A 14,747-nucleotide genomic window follows, 5' to 3' on the forward strand; every position below is an offset into this window, starting at 1 on the left:
CGCCGATGTGATGGAGAGCCTCGGTCGTCCCTGGACCGCCGGGGCTTCTTCATGACCGGTGATGGACCGCCGTAATCTCGACTGTTCCGGCAGGCGAGAGGCAGATCGATATCCGGATGACGGACGGGCCAGGATCGCCGCAGGCCCGACCCTACGGGAACCCCCGAAATCGAGCCGGCGGCACGCCCCAAGAGAAGCGACGAGGAGAATCCCATGGCGATCATCAACGGTACCGAGGGCAGAGACAATCTCTACGGCACCTCCGGTGACGACGTCATCCGCGGCTTCGGAGAACTGGACCGGATCTTCTCGCGGCTGGGCGATGACTTCGTGATCGGTGGCGATGGTGCCGACCGGATCTACGGCGGCGGCGGCTCCGACATCCTCTGGGGCGGCGAAGGCAACGACATCATCTTCACCGATCGGGAAGAGGTGCTGGTGGTGCCGACCGAAGGTGCTGCCGACCGGGTCTACGCGGGCAACGGCGACGACCAGGTCTATGGCGAGTATGGCGACGACTATATCGATGGCGGAGCCGGCAACGACATCATCCATGGCGGCTTCACCGGCGATGACATCATCACCGGCGGTGACGGCGACGACGAGATCTTCGGCTACCGGGGCACCGACCTGATCTTCGGCGCGGCCGGAAACGACTACATCAACGGCGATGGCGATCCCTGGACCACCGATGGCGACAACCGCCTCTATGGCGGCATCGGCGACGACGTGATCGAGGCAGCCGAGGGCAACGACCTGCTGGATGGCGGGTCGGGCAACGACAAGCTCTCCAGCGGAGCCGGCAACGACATCCTCACCGGCGGCAACGGCGACGACGTGCTCGACGGTGGCGAAGGCGACGACGAGCTGAACGGCCAGTTCGGCAACGACATCATGACCGGCGGCGACGGTGCCGACACCTTCGTGATCCTGCGGGTGGACGGCGAATCCGACACGATCACCGACTTCCAGGCAGGCATCGACAAGCTCGACCTGCGCGGGGCCGGCAACACCGCCGATGCGGCGATCGCAAGCGCCCAGGTTGTAGACGGCTCTACCGTTCTGACGCTCGGGGAAAGCCACCTGTTGACGCTGACCGGAGCCACCGGGGTGGATGCCAGCTGGTTCGTTTGAGCTGGCGGGGACGGACCGCCTCTCTGGCGCCGGCGGCTGCGGCATGGCGGCAACAGAGAGGGCGGCGTTCCTGAAACATGTCACCGCTCCCTGCGTCCATCATCGAATCCGGCCCGTACCTGCGCTACGTATCCAGCAAAGACCACCCGGTCCTGGAACGCACCAGAGCACCAGGCTGCTGGTGTAGATCCGAACGCCTCACGACCAGACGAACAGGTACCCCTTCATGGCGCTCATCAACGGCTCCCTTGGCGACGACCTGGATCCGGCTCTGGCCGGCACCAACCAGGCAGACGAGATCCATGGCCTGACCGGTGACGACCGCATCAGCGGCAGGGGCGGCAACGACTTCCTCCTGGGCGAGGAAGGCGACGACATCATCAACGGCGATACCGGCGACGACATCGTCTACGGCGGCCTCGGCAACGACACGCTGTATGGTGCTGGTGGCGCCGATCTGCTCGACGGGGGTGACGGCCGCGACAATCTGTACGGCTATACCGGCGACGACTTCCTGCGCGGCGGCACCGGCGACGACCGGCTGTTCGGCCAGGACGGCAACGACATCATGCTGGGCAACGAGGGCAACGACCGCTTCCTGCCGGGCGCCGGCGACGACATCGTCTATGGCGGCGACGGCAACGACGACATCCGCGGCGACCGCGAGGATCCGGGCTATGACATCATCGCCTCGCAGGGGGGCAAGGACAAGCTCTACGGCGGCAATGGCGACGACCTGATCTTTGCCGAGTGGGATGACGATTATGTCGACGGCGGCGAGGGCAATGACGAGCTCTGGGGCGGGTTCACCGGCAACGACATCATCACCGGCGGTGCCGGCGACGATGTGGTGAACGGCGGTTCCTACGACGACATCCTGTTCGGCGCGAACGGCGACGACATCATCAACGGCGACGGCGATCCCAACCGGCCGGACGGCGACGACGGCCTCTATGGCGGCCTGGGCAACGATCAGCTGTTCGCCGGCGGCGGCAACGACATCCTGGATGGCAAGGCCGGCGACGACCTGCTGGAAGGCGGCACCGGCAACGACAAGCTCACCGGCGGGACCGGCAACGACCTGCTGGATGGCGGCCGCGGCGATGACGAGATCAACGGCCAGTTCGGCAACGATACCATGACCGGCGGTGACGGCGCCGACCTCTTCGTGGTCCTCCGTGCCGAGGGCGACCAGGACATCATCACCGATTTTGAGGTCGGCTCGGACAAGATCTCCCTGCGCGGCTACCAGAACACCGTCGACAACGCGCTGGCCAATGCGCAGACCGTCGACGGCAACACCATTTTGAACCTCGGCATGAACCACACCGTGACGCTCACCGGCGTCACCGGCGTGGATGCGACCTGGTTCGGCTGAGAGCCGGGCATCGCTCGCGCATCGATGATCTGGCCGCGTCGAAATCGCCATGGGCGCGGCATCGACGTGGCGCTATTGCTTCGTGGTGGCGGGCAGGACACCGTTTTCGGGGTGCCCGCTCACCAATGATGAACTCACGCAACTGAAACGAACTCGACTCCAAGCTCCGGCGTCCCGACAAGGAAATCCTCATGGCGCTCATCAACGGCACCCAAGGCAACGATCAGAATCCGGCCATCACCGGCACGGCCCTCACCGACGAAATCCATGGCCTGGGCGGCGATGACTCTGTTCTCGCTGGCGCCGGCAACGACTTCGTCTTTGGCGAGGACGGCAACGATCTTCTCAATGGCGAACTCGGTGACGATGTCATCTTCGGTGGCATCGGTGACGACACGGTCTTTGGCGCGAACGGCAACGACGTGCTGGAAGGCCAGGCCGGCAACGACAATCTGTTCGGCAATTTCGGCAACGACACGCTTCGTGGCGGCGACGGCCTGGACCGGCTGTATGGCCAGGAGGCCAACGACGTCCTGATCGGCGGTGCCGGCGATGACCGCTTCTATGGTGGCACCGGCAGCGACATCATCGCCGGCGGCGACGGCAACGACCTCGCCTGGGGCGACCGGATGCAGGTGAACGTCGAATCGACCTCCGGCGCTGCCGACCGGATCTTCACCGGCAACGGCAACGACGAGATCTCCGGCGAGTTCGGCGACGACAACATCGACGGCGGCAACGGCGACGACATCATCTGGGGCGGCAGCCCCACCAACTCCGTCAACACCGGCAACGATGTCGGCACCGGCGGCAACGGCAACGACACGATCAACGCCGGCGACGGCGACGACCGCTTCTTCGGTGCGGTCGGCGACGACATCCTCAACGGCGAGGCCGGCAATGACGGCCTGTTCGGCGGGCTCGGCAACGACACCGTCGATGGCGGCGAAGGCAACGACGAGCTGGACGGCAAGCAGGGCGACGACACCCTGCTGGGCGGGCTCGGCGACGACCGGATGACCGGCGGCGACGGCAATGACATCCTGGACGGCGGCGACGGCATCGACACGCTGATCGGCCAGGGCGGCAACGACACTATGACCGGTGGCGCTGGCGCCGACAGCTTCGTGATCCTGCGCGCCGAGGGCGAGGCCGACACCATCACCGACTTCGAGGTGGGATCCGACCTGATCGCGCTGCGCGGTGTCGGCAACACCGCGGAGAACGCCATCGCCAACGCGACCGTGGTCGAGGGCAACACCGTGCTCAACCTCGGCCTCAACCACACCGTGACACTCACCGGCGTCACCGGCGTCGACACCACCTGGTTCGGCTGAGCCGGAAGGTCTTTCGACTCTTCGTCGATGGCTGACAGGGCCCCAGCCGCACACCGCGGCTGGGGCCCTGCTCGTTTCGGGGCGGCCTGCTCACGGCCCCTCAACTCTGCGTGGGCTAAGTACTTTCCGGCCGCTTTGTCGGTGTCCGGCGGTCGACATTTTCATGGACCCGATGTCATTGATCGAGAAGCAGAGGCTTTGAGTAACGGCAACGCGTGCACAAAGACCTCCTGATTCCTGTTCAGTTGACAAGGAGACTGCCATGGCCCTGATCAATGGGACACCCGGCAACGACGAGCTATTGGGTACGCCTGGAAACGACCAGATCCATGGCCTCGGCGGCAACGACGTCATCTATGGTCAGGCTGGCGATGACTTCTTGTATGGGGAGGATGGCGACGACATTCTAGATGGCCGCGAAGGAGCCGATGTGCTGTTCGGCGGCGTCGGCAACGATACGTTGTATGGTGGCAGCGGCGCGTTCGCCGACGTGCTGGAAGGCCAGGCCGGGGACGACGTGCTCTATGGCGGCAGCGGCAACGACATCTTGCGCGGCGGCGATGGCCGCGACCGGATGTTTGGCGAGAACGGCAACGACGTCCTGATCGGCGGCAATGGCGACGACAAGATCTTTGGCGGCCTGGGCGACGACGTCATTTCCGGCGGTGCTGGCAACGACTTCATCCATGGCGACCGCCATCGGCCCGACATCATGTTCAAGACCGGCGGCGCCGATCGGATCATTGGGGGCGACGGCGATGACCAGATTTTCGGCGAGTACGGCGACGACACCATCGACGGGGGCAACGGCAACGACCTGATCTATGGCGGCGATGCCCTGGGCATGACCGACACCGGCAACGACACGATCACCGGCGGCAATGGCGACGATGTGGTCCATGGCGGCGACGGCAACGACCTGATGTTCGGTGCGGTGGGTGACGACAAGCTCTATGGCGAGGACGGCGACGACGGCCTGTATGGTGGCCTCGGCAACGACGTCATCGACGGTGGCAGCGGCAACGACATCCTGGACGGCAAGAGCGGCGACGACATCCTCATGGGTGGCGCCGGGGACGACATGATCACCGGCGGCGACGGCGACGACGTGATCGACGGTGGCGCTGGCAACGACCTCATCAACGGCCAGTTCGGCAACGACACCATGACCGGCGGCGCCGGCGCCGATACCTTCATCATCCTGCGCCATCAGGGCGACCGGGATGTGATTGCCGACTTCGAGATCGGCAGCGACCGGATCGACCTGCGCGGCGGCGGCAACACCATCGACAACGCGATCGCGAACGCCAGGGTGGTTGGCGCGGATACCGTTCTCGATCTTGGCCTCAACCACACCGTGATGCTCACCGGGGTCACCGGCGTGGACACGACCTGGTTCGTCTGAGCCAGCCGCCGTCCGTTCCGCTCGACCAGACATGCGGACCGCAGCACCCGCCTGCGGTCCTCCCCAGCCCCAGATGGAGACGTTGATGACGCCGATCTACGGCACGGCCGACGATGACGAGATCGAAGGAACCAACCAGAACAATCAGATCCACGGCCTGGCCGGCTCGGACCGGATCAGCGGCCTGGGTGGCGACGACCTTCTGTTTGGTGACGAAGGCGACGACATCATCAACGGCGGCACCGGTGACGACACCATCTATGGAGGTATCGGCAACGATACTCTCTACGGGGCCGGCGGCGCGGACCGGCTTTATGGCGAGGACGGCAACGATGTCCTCTATGGCTATACCGGCGACGACATCCTGTTCGGGGGTGGCGGCCAGGACCGCCTGTTCGGTGCCGACGGCAACGACATCCTGAGCGGCGGCGACGGCGCCGACCGCCTGCTGGGTGGCAAGGGCGACGACATCATCTATGGCGGCGGCGGTGACGACGTGATCCGCGGCGACCGTGAAAGCGTGGAGTGGGACGTGTCGCCCTCCGAAGGTGGCAACGACCGGCTTTATGGCGGCGACGGCAACGACGTCGTCTATGGCGAGTGGGGCGACGATTATATCGACGGTGGCAACGGTAATGACGAGCTCTGGGGTGGCTTCACCGGCAGGGACATCATCACCGGCGGGGCGGGCGACGATGTCATTTATGGCGGCTCCGACGATGACCTGCTGTTCGGCGCCTCCGGCAACGACACCATCTTTGGCGACAACGACCCGGACCGCCCGGATGGCGATGACCGCATCTATGGCGGCATCGGCGACGACATCATCGATGGCGGCGGCGGTGCCGACCTGCTCGACGGCGGTGCGGGCAACGACCTGATCGGAGGTGGTGCCGGCAACGACGTCATCACCGGCGGCGACGGCGACGACGTGATCGACGGCGGCAGCGGCGACGACCTCATCAACGGCCAGTTCGGCAACGACACCCTGACCGGCGGCGCCGGCGCCGACACCTTCATCATCCTGCGCCACCAGGGCGACCGGGACGTCATCACCGATTTCGAGGCCGGGATCGACAGGATCGACCTGCGCGGGTTCGGCAACACCGCGGAGAATGCCATCGCGGGCGCCTCGGTCGCCGGTGGAAGCACCCTGCTGGACCTCGGCCTCGGCCATGTCGTGACCCTCACCGGCGCTACCGGGATCGACGGCAGCTGGTTCGCCTGATCGCTCGAGACCGTTCCGGCCCAAGCGAGCCCCGGCCGCTCCCATGAGAGGCCCGGGGCTCCACGGCGTCCCGCACCGGGCACGTCGCCGTTAATCATCCTCATGCCGCCGCACCGGCCACCCCGGCCGGCCGAGCCGGCCGCCGGCGCGGCCTGGCGATGATCTTTGCATCGAATGTGCAGGGCGGCTTGGGCGCTCTTCGTTAAGACCGGTACATACGCCGGGACGTCAATCCGGCCGATCCCCTGCCCTTTCCCGACACACGGGCTTGAACCAACCGGCCGGCAGGATGATGGAATGGTGCCTGTCCCGAGGGCAATGGTCACAACCGGCTCTGCCCGTGGGGCTTCGCCTCGATCGGTCATGTAGCGTTCTCGAACAGCGACGGCGGCCATGGCCTGACGCAGCTTCCTGCGTTGCGGCGATGGTGGCGCTCGGTCTGCATGACCCCTCGTGCATGTGGAATCGCGACGATTTTCAAGAGAACGAGGACATTTTCATGGCGATCATCAATGGTACCCTGGAAAATGATGAGCTGATCGGCACGGAGGAAAACGACGAGATCCATGGGTTCGCCGGCGACGACATCATCTATGGCGAGCTTGGTAATGATGTCCTCTACGGAGAGGACGGCAACGACATTCTCAACGGCCGCCAGGGCGCCGACATCCTTCTGGGTGGCGCCGGCAACGACACGCTCTATGGTGGCGAAGGCAGCTTCGCGGACGTGCTGGAAGGTCAGGATGGCAACGACGTCCTGGCCGGCGGCGGCGGCGACGATATCCTGCGCGGCGGCGAAGGCCTGGACCGGATGTTCGGCGAGGCCGGGCGGGACGTGCTGATCGGCGGCAATGGCGACGACCGGCTCTATGGCGGGCTCGACGAGGACATCCTCGCCGGGGGAGCGGGCAACGACTTCCTGCACGGCGACCGCACCCGCTCCGATTCGGTGATCACCGCCGGTGGGGCGGATCGACTGACGGGTGGCGATGGCAATGACCAGATCTTCGGCGAGCTCGGCAACGACAACATCGACGGCGGCAACGGCAACGACCTGATCTATGGCGGCGGCCTGAACGACCCGGTCAACAGCGGCAACGACATCATCACCGGCGGCAACGGCGACGACCGGATCTTCGGCGGCGACGGCGCCGATACCGTGTTCGGCGCGGTCGGCGACGACGTCCTGGCCGGGGAGGACGGCGACGATGGCCTGTTCGGCGGCCTGGGCAACGACACGATTGATGGCGGGGCTGGCAACGACACCATCGACGGCAAGACCGGCAACGACCGGCTGGCCGGCGGGGCCGGCAACGACCGGATGACCGGCGGCGACGGCAACGACATCCTGGATGGCGGGGCAGGCAATGACGAGCTGTTCGGCCAGGGCGGCAACGACACCATGACCGGCGGGGCCGGCGCCGACCGGTTCGTCGTGCTGCGCGTTCAGGGCGAGCGCGACGTGATCACCGACTTCGAGGCCGGCAGCGACAAGATCCTGCTGCGCGGCGGCGCTACCGCCGCCGACGCGATCGCCAACGCTCAGGTGGTGGGCGGCGACACCGTGCTGCATCTGGGCCTGGACCACACGCTGACCCTGACCGGCGTGACCGGTGCCAACGCCAGCTGGTTCGGCTGAAACGGGAGTCCTGCCGCCCGGGATTTTCTTGCGATTGGACTGTGACCGGCCGGGCTGCTCGTGCGTAGAGCGATGCAGCAGCCCGGAAGGCCTCAGCCATGCACGTGGGACGCCGCAGCCTGCTCGCCCTTGCGGCGAGCCCTCTTCTCGCCCTCGCCTTGTCCGGCAGAGCCTCGGCGGAGACCGGATTGAACCTCGACGACGCCGGCCTGGCGCTGGAGGGCTACGACCCCGTCGCCTACTTCACCTTGGATGAGCCGGCCAAGGGCGACCCTGCCATCACGATGCAGCGGCAAGGAGCCACCTATCGCTTCGTCAGCCAGGAGAATCGGGCGGCGTTCGCAGCCGAGCCCGACCGCTACCTTCCCCGCTATGGCGGCTACTGCGCCTATGCGGCGGCCCTGGGCGCCAAGGCCCATGGCGACCCGCAAGTCTGGAAGATCGTCGACGGAAAGCTGTACCTGAACTACAGCCGGTGGATCGGGTGGCGCTGGGAACTGGGCCGGGAGGAGTATATCGAGAAGGCCGACCGGCTATGGCCGGATATCGCCTCGATCCCGGCCGACCAGCTCGACTAGACCGTCAGCCCCGCGGCAGCAGCGCCACCTCGCCAGCGGCGTTGACCGGACGCGACGGACCCCGGTCCCCGTGCAGCTTGCGCGCCCGCGTCTCGAACGCGCCCACCATCCGCCGGACCGCCTCGTCGAACAGCAGGCCGATCAGCTGCTGCAGGACCCGCGACTTGAACTCGAAGTCGACATGAAAGTCGATGATGCAGCCCCCTTCGGGACCATCCAGGAACTTCCAGTGGTTGTTCAGGTACTTGAACGGACCGTTCACGTACTCGACATGGATGGCACGCTCGGCACGGTTCAGGCTGACCTTGGAGGTGAACTTCTCGCGCCAGACCTTGAAGCTGATCACCATGTCCGCGAAGAACACATCCCCCTCGCGGTCGGTCACCCGGACGGCGGAGCACCAGGGCAGGAACTCGGGGTAGCGGTCGACGCTGGCCACGATGTCGAAGAGCTGGGCGGGCGTGTAGGGCAGGTAGCGGCGTTCGGAGTGGGTCGGCATTACTCTGCTGCTTCGAGACGAAGTCCATGGCGGGCAAGCTGCGCGTCGCGCGCTTCCTTCAGACGGGCGAAGTCGTCGCCGGCATGGTGCGAGGACCGGGTCAGCGGCGAGCTCGACACCATCAGGAAGCCCTTGGCGCGCGCCATCTTGGAATGCGCTTCGAACTCGTTCGGTTCCACGAACCGGATCACCTGATGGTGCCGCTGGGTCGGCTGCAGGTACTGGCCGATCGTGATGAAGTCGACCTCGGCGGAGCGCATGTCGTCCATCACCTGGTGGATCTCGCGCTTCTCCTCACCCAGGCCCAGCATCACGCCGGACTTGGTGAAGATGCCGGGATCCAGTTCCTTGACCTTCTGCAGCAGGCGCAGCGAATGGAAGTAGCGCGCGCCGGGCCGGACCGTGCGGTAGAGCCGCGGCACGGTCTCAAGGTTGTGGTTGTAGACGTCCGGCCGTGCAGCCACGACCTTCTCGATGGCACCCGGCTTGCGCAGGAAGTCGGGGGTGAGGATCTCGATGGTGGTGCCCGGCGAGTGCTCCCGGATCGATTCGATCACCCGGACGAACTGGAAGGCCCCGCCATCGGGCAGGTCGTCGCGGTCGACGGAGGTGATCACCACATGCTTCAGGCCCATGGCCTGGACCGCCTCGCCCACATGGCGCGGCTCATGCGGGTCGACCGCCACCGGCATGCCGGTCTTGACGTTGCAGAACGCGCAGGCCCGGGTGCAGGTGTCGCCCAGGATCATGAAGGTGGCATGCTTCTGCTGCCAGCACTCCCCGATGTTCGGGCAGGCGGCTTCCTCGCACACCGTGTGCAGCTTCTTGGTCCGCATCAGCTTGCGGACCTCGTGGAAGGTCTCCGATGTCGGCGCCTTCACCCGGATCCACGCAGGCTTGCGCTGGAACTGCGGCGGCGTGATCGTGACCGTGGCCATGGCGTCCCCTACTCCACCGCCGAGGCAATGCGCGCCGGCAGCTTGAATTTCTCGTCGATCATAGCCGTGGGCGATGGTGCCGAGATCGGATGGGTCGTTGCAGGCGACCCGACGTCCCGGCCATCCGATCGGTCGTCACCGATGATCTTCGTCAAGGCTTTTGCTGGCCCCCGGACCATCCTGCGGTCCTGCACGTACATCAAGATGGCCAGCATCCCCTCGATCGGCCGGTATCTGCCAGATATAGGACATGGGCCGAACGATGACAGCCCCCGCGATGTCCGGAAAGCAGCCGTCCGAGCCTGCCGCGGCCAGAGCGCCGGCCTCCCGCTTGGTTCAGGAAGCCGGGCCAGCCGGTCAGAAGTGGATGGCGCGGCCATAGGCGGCGAGCGTCGCTTCGTGCATCATCTCCGACAGGGTCGGATGCGGGAAGATCGTCGACATGAGATCTTCCTCGGTCGCCTCCATCTGCCGCGCGATCACGAAGCCCTGGATCAGCTCGGTGACTTCCGCGCCGATCAGGTGGGCCCCCAGGAACTCGCCGGTCTTGGCGTCGAACACGGTCTTGACCATGCCTTCCGCCTCGCCGAGCGCGATGGCCTTGCCGTTGCCGATGAACGGGAACTTGCCCACCTTGACCTGGTAGCCGGCCTTCTTGGCTGCCTCCTCGGTGTAGCCGACGCTGGCGACCTGCGGGTTGCAGTAGGTGCAGCCGGGGATCTTGGTCAGGTCGAGCGGATGCGGATGGCCGAACCCGGCGATCTTCTCCACGCAGAGCACGCCTTCGTGGCTGGCCTTGTGCGCAAGCCAGGGAGCACCGACCAGATCGCCGATCGCATAGACGCCGGGCTCGTCGGTCCGGCACCACTCGTCGATCACCACATGCGAGCGCTCGACCTTGATCTTGGTGCCTTCCAGGCCGCAATGCTCGGTGTTGCCGACGATGCCGACCGCCGAGATCACCCGCTCCACCTCGAGCTGCTCGGTCTTTCCACCCGGCATCTCCAGGGTGACGACGACCGAGTCCGCCTTCTTGTCGAGCTTGGCGACCTTGGTGCCGACCCGGATCTTCAGGCCGCGCTTCTCGAACTGCTTGTGCGCGAAGGCGGAGATCTCGGCGTCCTCGACCGGCAGCACCCGGTCCAGCACCTCGACCACGGTCACCTCGGCGCCCATGGAGCGGTAGAACGAGGCGAACTCGATGCCGATCGCCCCGCTGCCGACCACCACCAGGGACTTCGGCATGGCCGGCGGGACCATTGCTTCCTTGTAGGTCCAGACCAGCTTGCCGTCCGGCTCCAGGCCCGGCAGGACCCGGGCCCGCGCACCGGTGGCCAGGATGATGTGCGGCGCAGAGATGGTCTCCTCGCCGCCCTTGGTCTCGACCTTCAGCGTGTTCTTGCCGGCAAGCTTGCCGGTGCCGTCGAACACCGTGACCTTGTTCTTCTTGAGCAGGTGCTTGACGCCGCCAGAGAGCTGCGCCGCTACCCCGCGGCTGCGCTTGACCACCGCCGCCGCATCGAAGCCCCTACCCTGCACGTTCAGGCCGAACGCTTCCGGGTGGCCCATGTAGTCGTAGATCTCGGCCGAGCGCAGCAGCGCCTTGGTCGGGATGCAGCCCCAGTTCAGGCAGATCCCGCCCAGATGCTCGCGCTCGACCAGCGCGGTCTTCATGCCGAGCTGTGCTGCCCGAATCGCCGCCACGTAGCCACCCGGCCCACCGCCGACGACCACCAGATCGAAACTGTGGTTGGCCACGTCCTAATTCTCCCGTTCCGAAAACATCCGAGATCCGATCACAGCAGCAGCGAGAGCGGATCCTCGACGGTCTTCTTGAACACCTGCAGGAACTCGGCGCCGAGCGCGCCGTCGACCACGCGGTGGTCGGTGGACAGCGTCACGCTCATCACGGTGGCGATGGCGAGCGCGTCGTTCTTGACCACGGCCCGCTTCTCGCCGGCGCCGACCGCGAGGATGCAGGCCTGCGGCGGGTTGATCACGGCGGCGAAGTCCTTCACCCCGTACATGCCGAGATTGGAGATCGAGAAGCCGCCGCCCTGGAACTCTTCGGGCTTCAGCTTGCCGTCCTTGGCGCGCTTGGCCAGGTCCTTCATCTCGGCGGAAATGGTGGACAGGCCCTTCTGGTCGGCCCGGCGGATGATCGGGGTGATCAGCCCGCCATCGATGGCGACCGCCACCGAGACGTCGACGTCCTCGAACTGGTAGATCTTGTCGCCGCCCCAGGACGCGTTGACGCCCGGGATCTTCTTCATGCCCTGGGCGACCGCCTTGATGACGAAGTCGTTCACCGAGAGCTTGTAGTCGGCCTTGGGCCGGCCGTTCAGCTCGGCGCGGAGCTTGAGGAGCTCGTCCAGCTCGACATCGACCGTCAGATAGAAATGCGGGACGGTGGTCTTGCTCTCGGTGAGCCGCTTGGCGATCACCTTGCGCATGTTGTTGAGCTGGATCTCCTTGTGCGGCGCACTGGGAGCCGGGATCGGCCCGGCAACCGGCGCCGGTGCCGCGATTGGCGCGGCCTTGGCGGCCTCGGCCGGCTTGCCAGCCGCCTTGGGCGCGGACGCAGCCTTCTCCACATCAGCCTTGACGATCCGCCCATGCGGGCCGCTGCCGGTGATCGAGCCAAGATCGATGCCCGCCAGCGCCGCCATCCGCTTGGCCAGGGGCGAAGCGAACACTCGTCCGCCATCGGCCTTGGCCGGCTGCGCGGGCGCCGCGGCGCCCGTGTTGGAGCCGGCACCCGGTGCACCCGCCACGCCGGCGGGTTTGGCATCGCCGCCGGGTGCAGGGCCGGCCGCCGCCATGCGCTCGGCCTCGACCGGACCCTCGGCGGCCGCGCGCGGCGCTTCCGGCGTCGGCTGGGCCGGCTGGGTGGCAGCCGCGCCCTCGGCGGCCGAGGCGTCCTCTCCCTCCTCCAGGAGCACGGCGATCGGGGTGTTGACGGCCACGCCCTGGGTGCCCTCGGCGACCAGGATCTTGCCGATCACCCCTTCGTCGACCGCCTCGAACTCCATCGTGGCCTTGTCGGTCTCGATCTCGCACATGACGTCGCCGGACTTGACCGCGTCGCCTTCCTTCACGAGCCAGCGGGCCAGATTGCCTTCGCTCATCGTCGGCGAGAGCGCAGGCATCAGGATCTGGATGGTCATCTGGTTGTTTCCCCCGCTCGTCCGCTCAAGTCCGGTAGCAGACGGCCTTCGCCGCCTCGACCATGTCCTGCACCTGCGGCAGCGCCATCTTCTCCAGATTGGCTGCATAGGGCATCGGCACGTCCTTGCCGGTCACCCGCACCACCGGCGCGTCCAGATAGTCGAAGGCGTGCTCCATCATCAGCGCCGCCATTTCCGAGCCGATGCCGGACTGCGGCCAGCCTTCCTCGACCGAGACCAGCCGGTTGGTCTTCTTGACCGAGGCGACGATGGTCTCGACGTCAAGCGGCCGGATGGTGCGCAGGTCGATGACCTCGGCGGAGATGCCGATCTCGGCCAGGGCGTCCGCCGCGGCCACCGCATGGCCCATCATCAGCGAGAAGGCGGTGATGGTGACGTCGGTGCCTTCGCGCAGGATCTTGGCCTTGCCGATCGGCAGGACGTAGTCGTCGAGCTGCGGCACCTCGAAGGTCTGGCCGTACAGCATCTCGTTCTCGAGGAAGACGACCGGGTTCGGGTCGCGGATCGCCGCCTTGAGCAGGCCCTTGGCGTCGGCCGCCGACCAGGGCGAGATCACCTTCATGCCCGGGCAGTGCGCATACCAGGAGCTGTATTCCTGGCTGTGCTGGGCGCCGACCCGTGCCGCCGCGCCGTTGGGGCCGCGGAACACGATCGGGCAGCCCATCTGCCCGCCAGCCATGTAGAGCGTCTTGCTGGCAGAATTGATGATGTGGTCCATCGCCTGCATGGCGAAGTTCCAGGTCATGAACTCCACGATCGGCCGCAGCCCCGCCATGGCGGCGCCGACGCCCAGGCCGGCGAAGCCATGCTCGGTGATCGGCGTGTCGATCACCCTTTTCGCGCCAAACTCGTCGAGCAGGCCCTGGCTGACCTTGTAGGCGCCCTGGTACTGGGCGACTTCCTCGCCCATCAGGAACACCTTTGGGTTCTTGCGCATCTCCTCGGCCATCGCGTCGCGCAGGGCCTCGCGGACCGTCTGCTTCACGAAGGTCGTGCCGGCCGGCAGGTCCGGGTCGGCAGCGGCCGGGGCCTTCGCCTCGGCGGGAACCTTGGCGGCGGGTGCCGGAGCCTGCTGCTCGCCCTTGGCCGCGGGAGCCTCGGCAGCCGGCTTCTCGCCCACCGGCGCTGCGTCAGCGCCCTTGGCCGGCATGTCGTTGATGGCGTCGGCGCTCTCGCCCTCTTCCAGGAGCACGGCGATCGGCGCGTTGACGGCGACGCCCTGGGTCCCCTCGGCGACCAGGATCTTGCCGAGCACGCCCTCGTCGACGGCCTCGAACTCCATAGTCGCCTTGTCGGTCTCGATCTCGGCGATCACGTCGCCAGACTTGACCGCATCTCCTTCCTTCTTGAGCCAGCGGGCCAGGTTGCCCTCGGTCATCGTCGGCGAGAGGGCCGGCATCAAAATCTCGGTCGGCATCAGGAG

General features: G+C 66.5%; 13 protein-coding genes. 7 read left to right on the forward strand and 6 right to left on the reverse strand.

Annotated elements, in window-relative coordinates:
- Positions 1-213 precede the first annotated feature (213 nt).
- The 7 genes from GEMRO_RS31515 (at position 214) to GEMRO_RS0124015 (ending at position 8,699) form a co-directional block, all read left to right on the forward strand.
- Positions 214-1,134: a calcium-binding protein gene (locus tag GEMRO_RS31515; protein WP_051329418.1), complete on the forward strand. Its 921-nt coding sequence runs from the start codon at positions 214-216 to the stop codon at positions 1,132-1,134.
- A 226-nt stretch (positions 1,135-1,360) separates the two neighbouring features.
- Positions 1,361-2,512 (forward strand): calcium-binding protein, encoded by a 1,152-nt coding sequence (locus tag GEMRO_RS31520; protein WP_051329419.1) that lies wholly within the window; start codon positions 1,361-1,363, stop codon positions 2,510-2,512.
- A gap of 191 nt (positions 2,513-2,703) precedes the next feature.
- The gene (locus GEMRO_RS31525; protein WP_051329420.1) at positions 2,704-3,849 is read left to right on the forward strand and encodes a calcium-binding protein; all 1,146 of its coding nucleotides are present in this window, start codon (positions 2,704-2,706) and stop codon (positions 3,847-3,849) included.
- 262 nt (positions 3,850-4,111) lie between these two features.
- Positions 4,112-5,254 (forward strand): calcium-binding protein, encoded by a 1,143-nt coding sequence (locus tag GEMRO_RS31530; protein WP_035487946.1) that lies wholly within the window; start codon positions 4,112-4,114, stop codon positions 5,252-5,254.
- An 85-nt stretch (positions 5,255-5,339) separates the two neighbouring features.
- The gene (locus GEMRO_RS31535; protein ID WP_051329421.1) at positions 5,340-6,482 is read left to right on the forward strand and encodes a calcium-binding protein; all 1,143 of its coding nucleotides are present in this window, start codon (positions 5,340-5,342) and stop codon (positions 6,480-6,482) included.
- Positions 6,483-6,981: 499 nt separating this feature from the next.
- Positions 6,982-8,121, forward strand: coding sequence for a calcium-binding protein (locus GEMRO_RS31540; RefSeq protein ID WP_169728445.1), 1,140 nt, complete (start codon positions 6,982-6,984; stop codon positions 8,119-8,121).
- A 188-nt stretch (positions 8,122-8,309) separates the two neighbouring features.
- On the forward strand, positions 8,310-8,699 hold the full coding sequence (locus GEMRO_RS0124015; RefSeq protein ID WP_205625072.1) for a YHS domain-containing (seleno)protein: 390 nt from the start codon (positions 8,310-8,312) through the stop codon (positions 8,697-8,699).
- 4 nt (positions 8,700-8,703) lie between these two features.
- On the opposite strand, the gene GEMRO_RS0124020 is transcribed toward GEMRO_RS0124015, so the two are convergent.
- From GEMRO_RS0124020 to GEMRO_RS0124045, 6 genes are all read right to left on the reverse strand, one after another.
- Positions 8,704-9,198 (reverse strand): type II toxin-antitoxin system RatA family toxin, encoded by a 495-nt coding sequence (locus tag GEMRO_RS0124020; protein ID WP_027136050.1) that lies wholly within the window; start codon positions 9,196-9,198, stop codon positions 8,704-8,706.
- The gene (gene lipA / locus GEMRO_RS0124025) at positions 9,198-10,136 is read right to left on the reverse strand and encodes a lipoyl synthase (protein ID WP_051329423.1); all 939 of its coding nucleotides are present in this window, start codon (positions 10,134-10,136) and stop codon (positions 9,198-9,200) included. Before lipA ends, GEMRO_RS0124020 begins: the two co-directional genes overlap by 1 nt.
- 8 nt (positions 10,137-10,144) lie before the next feature.
- Complete coding sequence (locus GEMRO_RS0124030; RefSeq protein ID WP_027136052.1) at positions 10,145-10,351, reverse strand: hypothetical protein; 207 nt, start codon at positions 10,349-10,351, stop codon at positions 10,145-10,147.
- 142 nt (positions 10,352-10,493) lie between these two features.
- The gene (lpdA, locus tag GEMRO_RS0124035; protein WP_027136053.1) at positions 10,494-11,894 is read right to left on the reverse strand and encodes a dihydrolipoyl dehydrogenase; all 1,401 of its coding nucleotides are present in this window, start codon (positions 11,892-11,894) and stop codon (positions 10,494-10,496) included.
- Between the two features lie 38 nt (positions 11,895-11,932).
- Complete coding sequence (locus tag GEMRO_RS0124040) at positions 11,933-13,303, reverse strand: pyruvate dehydrogenase complex dihydrolipoamide acetyltransferase (RefSeq protein ID WP_027136054.1); 1,371 nt, start codon at positions 13,301-13,303, stop codon at positions 11,933-11,935.
- A gap of 25 nt (positions 13,304-13,328) precedes the next feature.
- Positions 13,329-14,741, reverse strand: coding sequence for a pyruvate dehydrogenase complex E1 component subunit beta (locus GEMRO_RS0124045; RefSeq protein WP_027136055.1), 1,413 nt, complete (start codon positions 14,739-14,741; stop codon positions 13,329-13,331).
- Positions 14,742-14,747 lie beyond the last annotated feature (6 nt).

The sequence above is a fragment of the Geminicoccus roseus DSM 18922 genome, assembly GCF_000427665.1.
Lineage (GTDB): Bacteria > Pseudomonadota > Alphaproteobacteria > Geminicoccales > Geminicoccaceae > Geminicoccus > Geminicoccus roseus.